This window comes from Collinsella aerofaciens, assembly GCF_039062365.1.
Lineage (GTDB): Bacteria > Actinomycetota > Coriobacteriia > Coriobacteriales > Coriobacteriaceae > Collinsella.
This window is the reverse complement of the sequence record NZ_JBCJBI010000007.1, coordinates 1-18609: the sequence shown is the minus strand read 5'-3', so window position 1 is coordinate 18609 and position 18609 is coordinate 1. Positions and strand designations below refer to the sequence as shown.

General features: G+C 58.8%; 13 protein-coding genes and 1 tRNA gene. 7 read left to right on the top strand and 7 right to left on the bottom strand.

All coding sequences use genetic code 11. The features are described from left to right. Positions 1-69 precede the first annotated feature (69 nt). From ABCN01_RS04940 to glgB, 7 genes are all read right to left on the bottom strand, one after another. On the bottom strand, positions 70-306 hold the full coding sequence (locus ABCN01_RS04940; RefSeq protein WP_055310612.1) for an FmdB family zinc ribbon protein: 237 nt from the start codon (positions 304-306) through the stop codon (positions 70-72). Positions 307-394: 88 nt separating this feature from the next. Next, positions 395-3691, bottom strand: coding sequence for a 4-alpha-glucanotransferase (locus tag ABCN01_RS04935; protein ID WP_342996233.1), 3297 nt, complete (start codon positions 3689-3691; stop codon positions 395-397). 215 nt (positions 3692-3906) lie between these two features. Continuing rightward, positions 3907-6249: a glycogen synthase GlgA gene (gene glgA / locus ABCN01_RS04930; protein WP_342996232.1), complete on the bottom strand. Its 2343-nt coding sequence runs from the start codon at positions 6247-6249 to the stop codon at positions 3907-3909. A 90-nt stretch (positions 6250-6339) separates the two neighbouring features. Continuing rightward, positions 6340-7467, bottom strand: coding sequence for a glucose-1-phosphate adenylyltransferase subunit GlgD (gene glgD, locus ABCN01_RS04925; protein WP_342996230.1), 1128 nt, complete (start codon positions 7465-7467; stop codon positions 6340-6342). A 4-nt stretch (positions 7468-7471) separates the two neighbouring features. Then, positions 7472-8620 (bottom strand): glucose-1-phosphate adenylyltransferase, encoded by a 1149-nt coding sequence (locus ABCN01_RS04920; RefSeq protein ID WP_342996228.1) that lies wholly within the window; start codon positions 8618-8620, stop codon positions 7472-7474. A gap of 108 nt (positions 8621-8728) precedes the next feature. Further along, positions 8729-11155: a glycogen/starch/alpha-glucan phosphorylase gene (locus tag ABCN01_RS04915; protein ID WP_342996227.1), complete on the bottom strand. Its 2427-nt coding sequence runs from the start codon at positions 11153-11155 to the stop codon at positions 8729-8731. A 94-nt stretch (positions 11156-11249) separates the two neighbouring features. Then, positions 11250-13511, bottom strand: a complete 2262-nt coding sequence (gene glgB / locus ABCN01_RS04910) for a 1,4-alpha-glucan branching protein GlgB (protein WP_342996226.1) — start codon at positions 13509-13511, stop codon at positions 11250-11252. Positions 13512-13842: 331 nt separating this feature from the next. On the opposite strand from glgB, the gene ABCN01_RS04905 reads away from it, so the two are divergent. The 7 genes from ABCN01_RS04905 to ABCN01_RS04875 all read left to right on the top strand — a co-directional run bounded on the left by ABCN01_RS04905 (position 13843) and on the right by ABCN01_RS04875 (position 18561). Next, positions 13843-14532 carry an HAD family hydrolase gene (locus ABCN01_RS04905; protein ID WP_342996225.1) on the top strand — a complete coding sequence of 230 codons (690 nt, stop codon included), beginning with the start codon at positions 13843-13845 and terminating at the stop codon, positions 14530-14532. 9 nt (positions 14533-14541) lie between these two features. After that, a complete protein-coding gene (locus ABCN01_RS04900; protein WP_342996224.1) occupies positions 14542-15183 on the top strand; it encodes a thiamine diphosphokinase in 642 nt (213 codons plus the stop codon). Positions 15184-15341: 158 nt separating this feature from the next. Continuing rightward, positions 15342-15417, top strand: a tRNA-Ala gene (locus ABCN01_RS04895). Positions 15418-15500: 83 nt separating this feature from the next. Continuing rightward, positions 15501-15911, top strand: a complete 411-nt coding sequence (locus ABCN01_RS04890) for a DUF3849 domain-containing protein (RefSeq protein ID WP_342996223.1) — start codon at positions 15501-15503, stop codon at positions 15909-15911. Positions 15912-16052: 141 nt separating this feature from the next. Next, entirely contained in the window at positions 16053-16817 is a 765-nt protein-coding gene (locus ABCN01_RS04885) for a type IV toxin-antitoxin system AbiEi family antitoxin domain-containing protein (RefSeq protein WP_009249990.1), read from the top strand. Next, the gene (locus ABCN01_RS04880; RefSeq protein ID WP_009249991.1) at positions 16804-17760 is read left to right on the top strand and encodes a nucleotidyl transferase AbiEii/AbiGii toxin family protein; all 957 of its coding nucleotides are present in this window, start codon (positions 16804-16806) and stop codon (positions 17758-17760) included. The genes ABCN01_RS04885 and ABCN01_RS04880 overlap by 14 nt, the downstream gene beginning before the upstream one ends. 132 nt (positions 17761-17892) lie before the next feature. Beyond that, a complete protein-coding gene (locus ABCN01_RS04875) occupies positions 17893-18561 on the top strand; it encodes a relaxase/mobilization nuclease domain-containing protein (RefSeq protein WP_425458730.1) in 669 nt (222 codons plus the stop codon). The last annotated feature ends 48 nt before the right edge of the window (positions 18562-18609 follow it).

The window sequence follows — 18609 nt, the reverse complement described above, 5'->3', positions numbered from 1 at the left end:
TCATAAGGAAACCTGGGTAGCTAAAGAAACAGCCCCGCGATCGGTGTCGGTCGCGGGGCTGTTTGGATTCTAGTGGCTATGCGGGCAGTTGGCGCAGCAGCCGCTTGTAGCGCTGGTGCTGGAGCCGCCGCTTCGCTGGTCGGTGTTGTAGAAACCGCTTCCCTCAAATTTAATGCCGCTGGCCGAGAACGTTTTGGCCGCCGGGGCACCGCAGCTCGGGCACACGACCTCGGGAGTCTCGGACATAGGATGCTCAACCTCAAACACGTTGCCGCAGCTCGAGCACTTGTAATCGTAGCGCGCCATAATACTTCCTTTTCAGCACAAAGCGGGCAGATTACTCTGCCCGCAAAAATTCAAACGTTTGTAACTGTACCCTATATCGGGGGTTTTATCACGCTTCGCCCCAGAATCTATGGTTGTTGCGCAGGAGCTGTGCGGTTTTGTCCTCAGCGGCTGCAATGTCCGCCTCGTCTGCCTGCCAGGTCCAGTTGCCCGTGGCCACGCCCGGAACGTTCATGCGCGCATCGTCGCCAAGCCCCAGGATATCCTGCAGCGGCATCATCACCAGGGGAGCGTCGCTTGCCAGCGCGTCGCTCATCAGCTTTGACGCCACCTCAATACCGCTCGGTTCATCGCCGCCCGCAAAGGAACGCGTGCACCAGCCGGCGAGCGTCGACGTATCGTGCGTCGAGGTATACAGAATCTTGCCGGGCGTGGGGTGCACGCCGCAACGAACGTCGTAGTCGCTAAACTCCAGCACGTCCATGCCGGGGAAACCGCAGGTCGAAGCCATGGCGCGAACACCGGGCGTCAAATAGCCCAGGTCCTCGGCGATAAAGTTGAGCGGACCCAGCTCGTCATAGGCGGTCTGGAACAGGTCCTTGCCCGGGCCCGCCAGCCAGCGGCCGTCGGCGCAAGCCTTGCCCGCGGGGATACTAAAGTAACTGTGGAAGCCCAAGAAGTGATCCAGACGCACACGGTCGTAGAGCGAGAACGCGCGGCGCAGGCGATCCATCCACCAGGTATAGCCGTTCTGCTTCATGTGGTCCCAGCGGAATGTCGGGTTGCCCCACGCCTGGCCCTCGGGCGCAAAGTTGTCGGGTGGCGCACCGGAGATCTCGATTGCTTTGCCGGTATCGGACAGCCAGAAGTTCTCGGGTTCGCTCCACGTGTCTGCCGAATCGTCGGACACGTACATAGGAATATCGCCGATGACCTCGATGCCCTTCTTGTGCGCATAGTTCATGAGCTCGCACCAAGCTAGGTCAAAGCGGTACTGCATGTACGCCTGAAGCTCGGCCTCGTTGTGGAAGCGCTTGTCGTCGATCAGATGCTCGTTGTAGCGCGCGACATCTGCCGGCCAATCATGGCGCGACTCGCCCTCAAAGTACTTCTTAACGGCCATGTAGACGCAGTATTTCTCGAGCCAATCGGCATTGCGGTGTTTAAACGCGGTGTACAGCGGATCGGCATCCTCGCCTCCGCGGGCCTTCCAAGTCTCAAAGTCGGCTGCCAGCTCCTCGTGGCTCTCGGGTAGCAGGTCGATATTGCCTGCAAAGGCCGAAGGACCAGCGTAAGGGGAGCGGAAGAAGTCCGTGGGGTTGACGGGGAGAACCTGCCAGTAGCGCATGCCCATGGCGGCCAGATGGTCGATAAAGCGACGCGTGGGCGCGCCGATTGTACCGGGCTTGCCGTCGTCGGTCGGCACCGATGTGATATGACACACAACACCCGCACCGTGATCGAGCGGCTCCTGCAGGCGCTGCTCGGCATGGTGATAGATGATCGACGAGCCCAGCGGATAAAGATCGAGCGTGACCGTGCCGTTGTGGATCTCGCACTCGTGACCGCTGATCACGTCACTCGCACATTCGTCGAGCGCCGGAATGGTCACGCGATGTGAATTGCGCAGGCTGCGGTTGATGATAACCGTCGCGGACTCGCCATCCTTGCCCGTACGGTTGTAGGCCAGCACCTCGTCATTGAGCGCGAAGGCCTTGATTTCACCGTCGATCATAAACGGCAGCGCGCGGCGCACAGCAGATGCGTTCTTGACGATTGCGAACGTATCGAAGTCATGCAGGTTTTCCTTGGTCGGCATGGTGCGGCGATTGCCCGGATCGGTGAGTCCCTCCAAGCCGTACTCGTCACCGTAATAGATTGAGGGAACGCCCGGGAACGTCATCTGCATGAGCGTCGCGAGCCAAAAACGGCTCTTGGCCAGGCCCATCGCGTTCTCGTCCAGACGCCATTTGCTGCGCTCGCTTTCGGGCAGCTGCGACTCGTCGGGGCCACCGCCGAGCACCGATATAATGCGCGGACGGTCGTGGCTCGAAAGCAGATTAAGTGCGCAAGACAGGGCCTCACGCGGATAGTTCTCGCGCAGGGTCTCGATATCCTCGGCAGCTTGGTAGGCGTTTTTGTAGCCCATCAAAAAGCCGATGACCATGTCGCGGAAGGGGTAATCCATAGCAGAGTCCAGCTCGGAGCCCTGCAGGTAGCGACGCAGATGGCCGTAGCTGATCTTGTTGGAGGCATCTTCCCAGACCTCGCCGAGCAACAGCGCGTCGGGCTTCTCGGCGAGCACGGCCTTTTTGATCTCGGTCAGGAAGTCATCGGAAAGCTCGTCGGCCACATCCAGGCGCCAGCCGTGAGCGCCGGCGCGAAGCCATTTACGAATGACGCCGTCCTTGCCCAGGAGCCGCTCGCGTACCAGTTCGGAGCTCTCATTGATGGCGGGCATATTGCCCACGCCCCACCAGCAGTCGTACGAGCCGTCCTCGTGGAAATAGAACGCATCGCGCCACGGCGAATCCTCGCTCTGCCACGCGCCCACGCCGGGGTAGTTGCCGTAGCGGTTGAAGTAGATCGAATCGTCGCCCGTGTGGTTAAAGACGCCGTCCAGAATGATGGAAATGCCGAGCTTTTCGGCCGCCTCGCACAGCTCAGTAAAGTCCTGCTCGGTGCCCAGAATCGGATCGATCTTGGTGTAATCGGCGGTGTCGTAGCGGTGGTTGCTCGCGGCTTCGAAAATGGGGTTGAGGTAGATGGCTGTAAAGCCCAGCTCAGCGATGCGAGGCAGGTCTTCCTGGATACCCTTGAGCGATCCGCCGTAAAAGTCCCAGGTCTTGATGGAGCCGTCTTCGGCGCGCTCGTACACGGGCGGCTCGTTCCAGTCCTCGACCATCCGGCGCTGAATGCCCTTGCGCGGTTTTTCGAGTTGGGCCATTGTGCGCTCGCGCCAATGCTCGTCACGGGCGTAGCGGTCGGGGAAGATTTGGTAGACCATGCCGCGCTCGTACCAGGTGGGGCGGTTCTCGCGGTGCTTGTAGACGGTAATCTGGAAGGACGGCACCTCGGCGTAGTCGTAGGTTACGCCCTCGCCGCCGGTGCGGCCTTGCGGCGCGCCCAGGCGAACCTCGGGCTGGCCCTCGATATTGCATATAAAGCTGTACCACACAAGACACGGTTCATCGCATTTGAGCTCGCCGGTAAAAATGCCATCGCCCTCGTGTTCCATCGGGATCAGGGTCTCGCCGACTTCATCGACCCAGGTACGCAGGGTGAGTGTTGCCTGGTTGGGATTGGCATCCTCCAAAATCACCGAGAGTGCAACGGAAGTTCCAGTGGTCACAGCGCCAAACGGAGTGCGAAACTGCGGTAGGCGGCTGTTGTGAATCAATCTCATAGTACGGTCCAGTTCTATACTGTCATGGCCAGCAGGCCATGGGCTTAACGCACAGTACTTAAGTATATCGTTGCACTTTAGTTGTATAAACTACAGCCGCTCATTATCGGCGAACGGTTGTGCTAGAAAATCGTTTTACCTCATATATAGAACAAGGGGTGTCGCGCTGAACGACACCCCTTGTTTATTGACGATTAGGTTGTGGATCGTCCGGACTAGCGGCGCTTGCGGGTGGCCGTTGCCTTGCGGACGGACGTCTTCTTGGACGGGGCCTTTTCCGCTGCCGGAGCGGCGGGGGAGACCGGGGTCTCCTTGGCGGGCTCGGGCTTAGCCTCTGCCTTCGGGGCGGCCTTGACCTCGGCGGCCTTCGCCGCCGGCTTGGCCTTTACCTCGGCCTTGGGCTCCTCCTTGGCAGCGGCGGGCTTAGTCTCTGCCTTGGGAGTTGCGGCCTTTGCCGTGGTCTTCTTGGCTGACGTCGTGCGCTTGCGCGTGGTGGTCTTGGCGGCAGGCTTGGCCTCGACGGTTGCCTCTACCTTGGACTCGGCAGGCGTCTCCTCGACCTTGGCCGCCGGCTTTGCGGCCGCCTTGGGGGCAGCCTTCGCTGTCGTCGACTTCGTTGCCGTGGTTTTCTTGGCAGCCGTTGCCTTCTTGGTGGTCGTGCTCTTGGTCGCGGTCGTCTTCTTGGCTGCAGTCTTGGCCGGAGCCTTAGCGGCCGGCTTGGCCTCGACGGCGGCCTCGGCCTTTACCTCGGGAGCAGCCTCGGCCTCGGCGGCCTTCTTGGCAGCTGCGGTGGTGCGCTTGCGTGTGGTCGTTGTCTTGGTGGCAGTCGTCTTTGCTGCGGCGGTCTTGGTGGCAGCGGCCTTGGTTGTCGTAGCCTTCTTGGCCGTCGTCTTGCGCGTCGTGGTCTTCTTGGCGGCAGGCTTTGCAGCCGGCTTAGCCTCAGCCTCGGGAGCTGCCTCAGCCTTCACCTCAGCCTTGGGCTTCTCAACAGCAGCGGGCGCCTCAACAACCGGCTCAGCCTTGTGCTCGGGCTCGGCCTCAGCCTTCTCAGCCACAACCACAGGGTCGTCGACAACCGCCGCCGGCCTCTTAATCTCCGGATGCATAAAGAAGTACAGGTCCAGATACTTATCGGCCGAGCGCGTCCAGCTAAAGTCCTGGCTCATGGCCTGCGTGACCAGCTGATCCCAGGCCTCGCGGTTATCCCAGAACAGGCGTGCTGCGCGGAACACGGCGTCGCCCATTTCGTCGCCGTTAAAGTTGCTAAACGAGAAGCCCGTACCCTCGCCGGTAAACTCGTTGTACGGGATCACAGTGTCCTTCAAACCACCGGTCTCGCGCACAATGGGCAGGGTGCCGTAGCGCATGGCGATGATCTGCGACAGACCGCAGGGCTCAAACTTCGAAGGCATCAGGAACATATCGGCGGCAGCGTACATGCGCTGCGACAGCGCCGGGTCAAACTCGATGCGCGCGGCCATGGTACCGGGGTACTTGTCCTGGAAGTAGCGCAGGCCGTCCTCGTAGTCGCGGTCGCCGGTGCCCAGCACCGCCACCTGCACGCCGCCGGCTAGGATGCGGTCGAGCGCGTACATGACCAGGTCCATGCCCTTCTGGCGCGTCAGGCGTGTGACCATAACCATAAGCGGGCGGTCGTCGCGAACCTCGAGTCCCAGCTCCTCCTGCAGCTTTGCCTTGCACACGGCCTTGCCGGAGCGGTCCTCCACGGTGTAGTTGGCGGCAATGCGCTTGTCGGTCGCCGGGTCAAAGCCCGCGACGTCGATGCCATTCAAAATGCCCTGCAGCGCGTACGAACGCTCGCGCAGCACGCCGTCCAGGCCCTCGCCAAACTCGGGCGTCTGGATCTCGTTGGCATAGGTGGGGCTCACCGTGGTGATGGCATCGGCATAGCGCAGCGCGCCCAGCATGTAGTTGATGCTGCAGGCGTCGCAACGCAGCTGCGAGGCGGCCGCCGGAATATGCGCCACACCCAGGATGTCCTCCATCACGGTGTCGCTAAACTGGCCCTGGAACGCCACGTTGTGGATCGAGAACACAGTTTTGACGCGGTCGTACAGCGGCAGGCCCTGGTAAAACTCGCGTAAGAACACGGGTGCCAGTGCCGTCTGCCAGTCGTTGCAGTGCAGGATGTCGCACTCAAAGCCCTCGGGCAGGTGCTGCAGGCTCTCGGTGATGGCCTTGGAGAAGAACGCAAAGCGCTCGCCGTCGTCAAAGAAGCCGTACGGATAGTCGCGCGCAAAGTAGCGCTCGTTGTCGATGAACATATAGGTGACGCCGTCGTGCTCGAGCTTCTCGAGTCCGCAGTACTCATTGCGCCAGCCCAGGCTCACGTAAAAGTCGGAGAAGTGCTCCATCTGCGCCTTGTACTCGTCCTTGATGGTGGCGTACTTGGGCACCATCACGATGACTTCGGCGCCGGCGCGCACAAGCGCCGCAGGCAGCGAGCCTGCCACGTCGCCCAGGCCACCGGTCTTCACAAACGGCGCGCACTCGGCCGAGGCAAACACGATTTGCATCTTTTTGCTGGAATCAGCCATTTTGTCTCCCATGTTGTTATTCGAGAATAGCCGCCAGGCGCGAACCGGGCGGCTATTCTACATGTTACGAGCGATGTTGCGGTGCCAACGTTAACGTACGATGGTGGTATCGGAAGTTAACGGAGCCTTGCCCAGTACCAGGATGTTCTCGGGCGTGCCGCGAAGCTCGGTGTTGGTGGGAACCACGTTGTTCTTGTCCAGGATGGCGTTCTCAACGCGGGCGCCGCTCTTGATGATGCAGCTCTGGTTGATGATCGAGTTGGTCACCGAGGCGCCTTCCTCAACCACAACGCCGCGCGACAGGATCGAGTTGCGCACGGTGCCCTTGATGATGCAGCCGGCCGAGATGATCGAGTTGCACGCGTGGCTGCCGGTCGCATAGCGCGAAGGCGGCACGTCGTGGGCCTTGGTCAGGATCGGGCGCTCGGGGTCAAAGAGCTGGTCGGCCACGGTCTGGTCGAGCAGGTCCATGCTGCGGCGATACAGCGACTTCTCGCTAAACACGCCCACAACCTCGCCCTTGTACTCGTAGCTGCACACGTCGATGTTACCAAAGTCGCCCTGGAGTGCCTCGAGCAGGTCCAGATAGTCGGCGGCCTGGTAGTGGTCGATGATCTCGAGCAGCGTCTCACGGTTGACGATGCAGCAGTCCATAGAGGCGTTATCGCCGTACACGACGCCGGCGCTCACGCCCGTCAGGCGGCCGTTCTCGTTAATGTCGAGTTTGGTCTCGTCATCGACGTTGCGCGTGGCCTTGCAGTACACCACGGTCATCTGGGCACCGGAGTTCTCGTGCGCGTCGATGATGGTGTTGAGGTCCATGTTAAAGATGATGTTGGTGCCCATCATCACAACATAGGGCTTGTCCGAGCGCTGGAACAGCGTCTTGTTGGAGATGATGTCGCGCAGCAGGAAGCGCATGCCACCCTTGGTGGTGCCATACGCGTTGCCGGGCACCATGAACAGGCCGCCCTTCTTGCGGTCCAGCCCCCAGTCCTTGCCCGAGCCCACGTGGTCGATCAGCGAACGGTAGTTGCCCGGCATGACGACGCCGACGGTCTTGATGCCGGCATTCATCATGTTGGACAGCGGGAAGTCGATCAGGCGGTAGCGGCCCAAAAACGGAACGGACGCGATGGGGCGGTCCTTGAGCAGCACGCTGCCGTAGGTCGAAGAATAGTTAGCGGTGATATAACCGATGGCCTTGCGATTGATCATCGGATCATTCCCCCTTCCCGATAACGACGTCATTTCCAACGACGGCCGTATCCTTGGTGGTATCGACAGAGCCGAGCTTCACGCCCTCTTCGACCGTGGAGTTCTCGCCCAAAATAGCGCGGCAGATGTGCGCGCCGCTCTTAACGTGCGCACCCGGCAGCAGCACGGAGTCCTCGACCACGGCGCGCTCCTCGATGATGACATCGGTCGACAGGATCGAGTGGCGAGCGGTGCCGTAGATCTTGCAGCCGTTGGAGACCAGGCAGTCGTCCAGGCGGCCGTCCGGGCCAATGTAGTGCGGCGGACGCGTGGTGATGTTGGACATGATGGGGAAGCTCTTGTCAAAGAGGTCGAACTCGGGGTTGTTGCCCAGCAGGTCCATCGAGGTCTCGTGGAAGCTGGCGATGGTGCCAACATCTTTCCAAAAGCCGTTGAACTCGTAGCTGTACAGGCGCTTGCCCTCGCCGAGCAGCTTGGGGATGATGTCCTTGCCAAAGTCGTGGCTCGAGCGCTGGTCCAGAGCGTCCTCCTCGAGCGCCTCAATCAGCACGTCGGCCGAGAAGATGTAGATGCCCATGGACGCGAGGTTCGAATCGGGCTTATCGGGCTTCTCGGTGAACTTGGTGATGCGGCCGTCCTCGGGGTCGGTGGTCAGGATGCCAAAGCGGCTGGCCTCCTCCCACGGCACGGGCATAACGCTCACCGTGAGGTCGGCGTTGTTCTCAATGTGCGTCTTGAGCATCTTGCGGTAGTCCATGCGATACAGGTGATCGCCCGAAAGAATCAGGACGTACTTGGGGTCGTTGGCCTTGATGTAGTCCAGGTTCTGCGTGATGGCGTCTGCCGTGCCCGCATACCAGGCACCGCCGGTCTGCGTCTCGTACGGCGGCAGGATCGACACGCCGCCGTCGCGGCTATCCAGATCCCACGCCTCGCCGGAGCCCACATAGGCATGCAGCAGGTAGGGACGGTACTGCGTCAGAACGCCCACCGTGTCGATGCCCGAGTTGGAGCAGTTGGACAGCGAAAAGTCGATAATGCGGAACTTACCACCAAAGCTAACCGCCGGCTTGGCGATCTTTTGGGTGAGTGCCCCCAATCGGCTGCCCTGTCCTCCTGCGAGGAGCATCGCGATGCATTCTTTCTTACTCATCGATTTCTCCTTCTGTCATCGATGTTCTTAAACCCATTAGCGACGGGCGCGGCGCTCGGTCGCGCCCGTCGAGTAATGCCGTGCTGGCATAAGGGAGCTCGCGCGCCTTTACGCGTGCCAGATCTCGTCGCGGTACTCGCGAATGGTGCGGTCGCTCGAGAACCAGCCCGAGGAGGCGGTGTTGAGCAGCGCCTTGCGGTTCCAGGTCTCCTGGTCGCCGTAGCTGCCGGTGAGCTTCTCCCACGCATCCACGTAGCTGCGGAAGTCTGCCATGACCAGATCGGGGTCGTTGTTGTTCATCAGCTCGTTGTAGATGCTCTCGAAGTTGCCCGAAAGACCCGCAAAGGTGTTGTCCTTGAGCTCGTCCATCACGCGGCCCAGACGCTCGCGGTCGCCGTTGAGCGTATCCCACGCAAAGTAGCTGTTCGACGCCCAGAGCTGCTCGACCTCGGGAGCGGTCAGGCCAAAGATGGCCTCGTTCTCGCGGCCGGCCAGGTCGGCGATCTCGATGTTGGCGCCGTCGAGGGTGCCCAGCGTAATGGCGCCGTTCATCATGAGCTTCATGTTGGACGTGCCCGAGGCCTCCTTGCCGGCCGTGGAGATCTGCTCCGAGATCTCGGCGGCGGGGTAGATGAGCTGGGCGTTGCTCACGCGGAAGTTGGGGATAAAGCAGACCTTCATGACCTCGTTCACGCGGGCATCGTTGTTGATGACCTCGGCCACAGAGTTAATGAGGCGGATGGTCTCCTTGGCGAAGGTGTAGCTCGAGGCAGCCTTACCACTAAAGATGAAGGTCGTCGGCGTCACGTGGAAGTTGGGATCGGCGATGCGACGGTTGTAGATGTCCATCACCTTCATGATGTTCATGAGCTGGCGCTTGTAGGCGTGGAAACGCTTCACCTGAACATCAAAGACGGTGTTGGGGTCGATGACCAGACCGGTCTCGGCCTTAACATAGGCGGCCAGGCGCTCCTTGTTAGCGCGCTTGGAGGCACCCACGGCCTTAAGGAACTCGCTGTCGTTCTGGAACTCCTTGAGCTTCTCCAGCTCAAAGGCGTCCTTGAGCCAGCCATCGCCAATGGCCTCGGTCACGAGCTTGGCGTAGGTGGGGTTGGCCTCGGCAAAGAAGCGACGGTGCGAGATGCCGTTGGTCTTGTTGTTGAACTTCTCGGGCGTGAGGGCATAGAAGTCCTTGAGCACGATGTTCTTGATGATGTCGGAGTGAATCTTGGCCACGCCGTTGACGCTATGGCTGCAGATCACAGACAGGTTAGCCATGCGAATCTCGCCGTCCCACAGAATGGCGGTCTGGCGCAGACGCTCCTGCCAGCCCTCCTGCGTGGTGTCGAACGACTCGTGCCAACGACGGCTGATCTCGTCGATGATCTGGTACACGCGGGGGAGGAGCTTGGAGAACGTGCCGATGGGCCACTTCTCCAGAGCCTCGGGCAGGATGGTGTGGTTGGTGTAGCTCACGACCTGCGTCACGATGTTCCAGGCATCGTCCCACTCGAGCTTCTTCTCGTCGATGAGGATGCGCATGAGCTCGGGGCCGCACATGGCGGGGTGCGTGTCGTTGGTGTGGATGGCCACAAACTGCGGCAGCAGCTCCCAGTTCTCGCCGTGCTCCTTCTCAAAGGTGTCGAGCAGGCTGTAGATGCCGGCCGAAACAAACAGGTACTCCTGCTTCAGGCGCAGCAGACGGCCGTGCTCGCCGGCGTCGTTGGGGTAGAGGATGGCGCTGATGGCCTCGGCCTCGGCGCGCTCGGCATCGGCCAGGGCATAGTCGCCGCGGTTGAAGGCCTCCAGATCGAAGTGCTCCTCGACCGGCTCGGCGGCCCAGACGCGCAGCTTGTTGACGGTCTCGCCGGCATAGCCCACCACGGGGATGTCATAGGGGACGGCCAGGATGTCCTGCGTGTCCACCGTGCGGTAGAAGGTGCGGCCGTCCTCCTCAAAGCCCTCAACATGGCCACCAAACTTGATGGTCACGGCCTTGTCCTGACGGCGGACCTCCCAGGGATAGCCGTGGGTGAGCCACTCGTCGGTAGCCTCGACCTGGCTGCCGTTGACGATTTCCTGCTTAAACAGGCCGTAGCGGTAGCGCATGCCGTTGCCGTAGCCGGCGATGCCCTCGGCTGCCATGGAATCCAGGAAGCATGCGGCCAGACGGCCCAGACCGCCGTTACCCAGAGCCGGATCGGGCTCCTGGTTCTCGATGACGGACAGGTCGAAGCCCATGTCGTCGAGCGCCTCGGCGACCATGTCGCGCACGCCAAAGTTGAGCAGGTAGTTGTCGAGCAGGCGGCCGATCAAAAACTCGATCGAGAAGTAGTACGCGCGCTTTTTGCCCTCGGCTGCCGCGCGGGCGTCACTCTTGGTGGCAACGGTGCGTGCCTTCTCGGCCACGAGCTTAGCCAGGGCGTTAAAGCGATCGAGGTCGCTGGCGGCCTCGACGCTCTTGCCGCTGATGCTCATGACGGCATCGCGATAGAGCTCGGTAAACTCCTGCTTGTTGTCGAAGATCTTATTCATACGTTCCTTTCCCCCGGGGATGTTTCTCCCGGAACGGTTATGACATATATCCTACGCCCCGGTGGGGCGGGCATTTACAGATGTAATGGCTTTGTTACGCGTCCTTAGCAGACGACTTAACGGAAGTTGGCTTGGCCTTGGGAGCAGCCTTTTTAGTGGCTGCCTTCTTGGCCGTGGTGGACTTGGCAGAAGCCTTGGCGGCGGGCTTGGCAGCCTTCGCCTTGGCCGGAGCCTTCTTGGCGGCCGCGGGCTTGGGCTTCACCGAGGACGTGCGCTTCTTGGGCGCAGCCTTGGGGGCCTCGACCACAGGCGGCTTGTAGCTGCTGGGACCGCGGCGCTTGAGTACCACGCCTGCCAGGCCGGGTACCTTAATCTCGATGGAGTCCATCTGCCCGTTCCAGGGATAGGGCTCGCTCGAGCAGGTGTAAGGCTCCTCGCCGGCATAGCCGCTGCCGCCAAACTCGGGACGGTCGGAATCGAAGATGACCTCCCAGTCACCCTCGCGCGGCACGCCCACGCGGAAGCTCTCGTAGCTCGCCGGGTCAAAGTTGATCAGGATCACCAGGTCGTCGTCGACGTCCTCGCCCTGGCGCACAAAGCTCACGATGGACTGCTTGGAGTTGTCCGCGTCAATCCAGGTAAAGCCGTCGTCGGTGTAGCCGCGCTCGTACAGAGCGGGCTCGGCGGTGTACAGGTGGTTGAGCGCCTTGATAAACGCCTGATGATGACGGTGGGTCTCGTACTCCTCGGTCAGGAACCACTGGATGGACTCGTAGTAGCGCCACTCAATAAACTGGCCGATCTCGTTGCCCATAAAGTTGAGCTTGGCACCGGGATGCGTCATCTGGTAGAAGGCCAGTGTGCGCAGGCCGGCAAACTGGCGCCACCAGTCGCCCGGCATGCGGCCGATCAGCGAGCACTTGCCGTGCACGACCTCGTCGTGGCTCAGCGGGCAAATAAAATTCTCGGTAAAGGCATACATAATGGAGAACGTGAGCAGGCCGTGGTTGCCGGGGCGCCACGGAAAATCGGTCTGCATGTAGTGCAGGGTGTCATTCATCCAGCCCATGTCCCACTTGTAGTGAAAGCCCAGGCCGCCGTCCTGCGGCGGGTAGGTCACGAGCGGCCACGCGGTGGACTCCTCGGCCATCATCATCACGTCGGGGTAGTGAGCCTCCACGGCGCAGTTGACCTGACGGATAAACGCACTGGCGTCCAGGTCCTCCTCGGTACCGTACTTGTTGAACTTCTTTTGGCCGGGATCGTCGATGCCAAAGTTGAGGTACAGCATGCTGGACACGCCGTCCATGCGAATGCCGTCAACGTGGAAGTTCTCGAGCCAGTACAGGACGTTGGAGACCAGGAAGGAGCGGACCTCGCCGCGGGCGAAGTCAAACTTATGCGTGCCCCAGTTGGGATGAATCTCGTGCTCAAACAGCATGTGGCCGTTAAAGGTGGCAAGGCCGTGGGCGTCGGCGCAAAAACCGCCGGGTACCCAGTCCATGATCACGCCGATGCCCGCCTCGTGGCACGCATCGATAAAGTGCATGAGCTGCTGCGGGTTGCCGTAGCGCGACGTGGCGGCGTAGTAACCGGTCGTCTGGTAGCCCCAGGAGCCATCGAAGGGATGCTCCATAAGCGGCATAACCTCGATATGCGTGTAGCCCATGTCGCGCACGTAGTCCACGAGCTCCACCGACAGGTCGTCGTAGGTATAAAACTCGCCGCGCTGCGCGGGGAAGGGATCCATGGGGCCGGGATAGTTGCCGTACTCGTCGGGCTCGCCCTGCGGCGCGTCGCCGTGGCGCTTCCACGAACCAATATGCACCTCGTAGATGTTAAGAGGCTGCGACATGTGGTTGTGGCCGGCGCGGCGCTTGAGCCATGCGGCGTCGTTCCACTGGTAGCCGTCGATGGTCCACAGCACGCTGGCCGTTCCCGGAGGGCACTCGGCCTTAAAGGCGTACGGATCGGCCTTGTAGAGCTTTTCGCCCTCGTTGGTCTCAATGAGGTATTTATAGAGCTGACCCTGCTCGGCACCAGGAATAAAGCCTTCCCAAATTGCGCTCGTATGCATGGGGACCAGCGGGTTGGCTTCCTCATCCCAGCCGTTAAATTCTCCAATGACATGGACGCTCTTTACATCGGGCGCCCAAACGCAAAAACGCCAGCCGCGCGTACGGTTCTGCGTGTCGGGGTGCGCGCCCATCTTTTCCCAGCTGCGCTCCCACATACCAATGCCAAACAGATAGACATCGTCCTTAGAGAGCTCCGGTGCGTGCGGGGCGGCCTTACGGGTAGCGGGCTTTTTGGTTGCTGGCTTTAGCTTTGTATCGCTCACGTTTGATCCCATCATGACGCGGCAGCGTGTTGCCTTGGTGACTAGATGCGAAAGGTCCAGGGCTGCACGAATCGAAGGGACGGCGATAGTTCTATGATTCGTTCCACCTCGCGTGCTCGGTGGAATTTTCGGCACGAAATACGATAACACCTGTTCGTTACTTTTATGGAGAAAAGTGGATTTGCGGCGGTGTTTAATCGGCGAGCGCCATGTTTAGACCACTGGCAGAATTGCGATGGTAAAACTCTTGACAGTTTTACCAAATAGGGTTTCAAGATTGTTAGTTTGACGTTTGGTAAAACGTTTTTAGCAGGTTGTTTACTATTTGACATCGAAAGGTTCGTTTATGTCCCAGACCGCCGCTCACAATGTCGCTTTTATTTTCGATTGCGACGGCACACTGGTTAATAGCACCCCCGTTTGGGCTTATGCCCAGCCCGAGTTATTGCACCGCCACGGAGTTGACGTGACGGTCGATGATTTTGCGCAGTTTGAGCATCTTTCGCTGGAGGACGAGTGCCAGGCCTACCACGATACGTGGGGCATTGGTGCGAATGGTGAGGAGCTGTATCGCGAGCTGGGCGAGATTTTGATTGATGGGTACTCCAAGGTGCCGCCGCGCGAGGGGCTCCTGGCATTTTTGGAGCAGGCGAAAACGGCGGGCGTTGCCATGTGCGTGGCTACGTCCACGCCGGCCGAGCTGGTGCAGTCTGCGCTAGCGGGAGCCGGGCTCGACGCGTACATGGAGTTTGTGACCACCACGGGTGAGGCAGGACGCTCCAAACAGTTCCCCGACGTATACGAGCTGGCGCTGCGCCGTCTGGAGGAGCACCATGGGCATCAGTTTGAGCGCGCATGGGTGTTTGAGGATGCGGTCTTTGGCCTTAAGAGCTCCGGCGCCGCCGGCTTTAAGCGTGTGGGCATCTATGACCCGCACGGCCGCATGAAGCGCGACGACGTACGCGCCAGCTGCGATATCTTTATCGACAGCTACGAGGAGCTGGATCTGGCCCGCGTGCTTTCGTTTGAGGGATAGGCGAGTGCTGTGGCTTGCAAGGTATTAGTGGTCTGCGGCTCGCCCGTGGTAACGAGCGCGGATCTATTGCGCAGTTTAGCAGGGGAGTGCGACCAAGTCGTCGCCGTTGATCGCGGGCTCGACGCGCTGCTGGGCTCGGGACTGGGCTGCGACGTGTATGTGGGGGATGCCGACACGGTAAGCGATGAGGGGCGCGCTCTGGTCGATGCAGCCGAGGACTTTGAAGTGGAACGCCACAACCCGTACAAGGACTATACCGATCTAGCGTTGGCGCTCGATTCCGTCCGCCGTCGCTGGCCGGGTGCCGAAGTGGTTACGACCTGCGCCACTGGCGGCCGTCCTGATATGGCGCTTTCCGTACTGGGCCTGCTCGCGGGCTACGAGGGCGCCCCAGTCTGGATTGCCGAGGACAGGGTGGTCGCCCGCATCCTTCACGGAGGCGAGTCGTGGACCATCGAGGGCGCCGATGGCAAGACGTTCTCCATCATTGCCATTGCCCCCAACACCGTGGTAAGCGAACACGGCCTAGAATGGGAGCTAGATCACAGTCCCCTGGGTCTGTTGGCCGACACAGGCATTAGCAACGTCATCAGGGGTACGGCCAAGATCCAAGTCCACACCGGCACCGCCATCGCTTACCTCTACAAGTAAGGTCTATCGCATCAGGGTTTTATCGGGACGGTGGATAGAAATAAGCACTCGAAGAGTGATTATTTCTGCCCCGTCCCAGGAAAACCCGTAAGTAAGAGATTCAACCTAAAAAAGTCCTTGCATCAAAGAAAGACTTCCCCTACAGTATTCCCCGTCACGGGGGCGTAGCTCAGCTGGGAGAGCGCTTGACTGGCAGTCAAGAGGTCAGGGGTTCGATCCCCCTCGTCTCCACCACCGTGAATGCAAGGCCACTCTATTGAGTGGCTTTTTTTATTTGCATACGATGTTAAGTGGCCTGAACTGCATTATTGCAAAATATGCAAATTGCTTTCCTGTTCAAGTTTGCCGTCTGCAGTAGTTGTCGCAAATTTTGCGACAACTGCAACCCTCAGGTTTTGGAACAATTCGGTTATGACCGGATGTTTTATGTGCTTGCGGGCACGGTCCGGCAAAAGGATTGGGATGGGCGTATTTCCCGCGATAACAAAGCCTGGGCGAAAACCATTCCGGTCTACGAGAACCCGGACGGCTTCGGCCAAGATCGGAATGTTTACTTTGTGGTGGATCGTAGCCACCCCGGACTTGTCGATCTCTTTCTTACGCAGGCCCGGCTCGATTATACAAAGGAACATGGGAAGAAAGTCTCGATCCGCGAAGGCATAAAACAGAGTACAGAGCGGACGGCAGCCGTACATGCACCAACAAAACGGAAAGAGCCGGAACGTTAATACATTTTCAAATTCGCACAAAACAGATACTTTCCCTATTGCTTCGTGCAGTTCAAAAAACGATTATTTCTAAATCCGTTCAAAACCATTGTATTTTCTCTTGCTTTGCGTTATAATGAAAACAAAAAAGGAGGCTGTGCAATGGAACGATACAAAGAGCTTGCCGCTTTGCGCTGTTTTACACATGATGATATGGTGCAGCTCGCCGGATCAGAAAGTTCCGCTGTATGGCAGATAAAGAGTTATCTGCAAAAAGGATATATCGAGCGTGTGCGCCGCAATCTATATGCGGTCATCAGCATGGAAACCGGACAGGCGATCCCGAACCGCTACCAGATAGCTTCCCGCGTGACAGACGATGCCTGTGTGTCCCACCACAGCGCCTTTGAATACTACGGATATGCGAACCAGGTTTTTTATGATGTGTACTTCACCACCCAAAAGCGCGTCCGCCCGTTCTCTTATGACGGCGTAAATTACTGTCCGATGGCCTGCCGGGGAAATACGGACATCATAAAAACAGACACCGGCATCCGCGTGACTTCTTTAGAGCGGACCGTGATAGACAGTATAGCGGATTTTGAAAAAATCGGAGGCCTGGAAGAATTGTTGCGCTGCCTTCTCCTGATTCCTTCGCTTGATTACAGCAAACTGCTTGACGCGCTGGAACTGTATGGCCGGGCGCAGCTATATCAAAAGGCCGGATTTATTCTTGAAGCATGGAAAGAGGAACTGTCTTTACCGGAACCGTTTTTTGTGGAATGTGAAAAACGGTCTTCTGCCAGTAAAACCTATCTCTTTGAAAAGCAGGGCGATTTTGTCCTTCATAACAGATGGAAACTGTTTGCTCCAAAAGATTTGAAAACGATCATAAATAAGGGGGTAACTGATTATGATGCGCTTTGACCGTATTACGCTTGGCAGGCAGGCCAAAGAACTCGGCTTTGTCCGTGACACCTTTGAGAAAGTCTGCCGCCTCGCGGATGTTCTTTCTTTTATGGAAAGCGATGGGTTGCTTGCGGACAGCCTTGCCCTGAAAGGCGGCACGGCGATCAATCTGACGATTTTTGATCTGCCCCGCCTGTCGGTTGATATAGACCTGGATTTCTCAAAGGATGTATCAAGGGAAGCTATGCTAGCGGAGCGGGAGCAGATCAATGAACACATACAAAAATACATGGCGGCTTCCGGCTATACGCTGAGTTTGAAATCAAAGCAATACCACGCGCTGGATTCCTTCGTGTACGAGTATGTGAATGCCGGAGGAATGAAAGACAACCTGAAAATTGAGATCAACTATATGCTCCGCTGCCATGTGCTGCCTGTTTCCCGCAGACCGGTTTATTTGCCATGGAACGATCAGGAGCTTACAGTATTAAACGTTGATCCTCTGGAAATCTTCTCCGCAAAGACGGTCGCCCTCTTAAACCGGGCGGCCCCGCGGGATTTATATGATATGTTCAATATGCAAAAGTATGGATTGTTTGACGAGACGCAGGAACCGCTTTTCAGAAAGTGTATCATGTTCTACGCGGCGATTGCTTCGGAAACCGTGCCGGAATACTTTGACCTCAATGGTATCGGCAGCATATCCGCACGGAAAATCAGGACGGACCTTACACCGGTGCTGCGCCGTGGAGAACGCTTTGACCTGGCCTGTGCGCAGAAACAGGTAAAGGATTATTTAGCCGCGATTCTAAAACCGGAAGATACGGAGCTGTCCTTCTGGCAGGCTTTTGCAGAGGGAAACTATCAGCCGGGCCTTTTGTTTGACGATGCTGATATTCTCTCGCGTGTTGAACATCACCCGATGGCACTATGGAAATGCGGCGGGCGGATGCCAAAGTAAAAAGATACACCGGCACTATAACGAATACATACCAAGGGCTGTCCTTCCGGGCAGCTCTTTCATTTTGGCAAGGGGGTGATCCTGATAGCAACCACAAGACTAATGCCGCTGCATGTGGGAAAAGGGCGGGATGTGTCTACGGCCATTGCGGACATCATTGACTATGTGGAGAATCCGCGGAAAACGGATTTTGGAAAATTCATTTATGGCTATGAGTGTGATACCCGAATCGCGGATGCGGAGTTCCTTCTTTCCAAGCGGCAGTATTTGAACCTGACCGGGCGGGACCGGGGCGCGGATGATGTGATCGCCTACCACCTCCGGCAAGCCTTCAAGCCCGGCGAAGTCACGCCGGAAGAAGCGAACCAGATCGGGCGGGAGCTCGCACTGAAACTGACAAAGGGCAATCATGCCTTTGTGGTGTGTACCCATGTGGATAAGCACCATGTTCATAATCACATCATCATCAATTCCACCGCCCTTGACTGCACCCGGAAATTCCGCAACTTCTGGGGCTCTACCTGGGCGATCCGGCGCATGAATGACAAGCTGTGTCTGGAGCACGGTCTGTCTATCGTGGAAAATCCAAAACCCAGCAGGGACCACTATGGCACATGGCTGGGAAATACGAAACAGCCCTCCTTCCAGGAGCAGCTACGCCGGGCAATCGACGCGGCCCTGGAAGAAAGGCCGAAAGACTTTGAGGACTTCCTGAAGAAGCTGGAGGCTGCCGGAATCGAAGTCAACCGGGAACGCAAGAACCTCCGGCTCCGGGCGCCGGGGCCAGGTTCGACCGGCTGACGGCGGCGGACTGCGCGCTGCTCATGTCGCAGGTGAACTCCGAGCCGA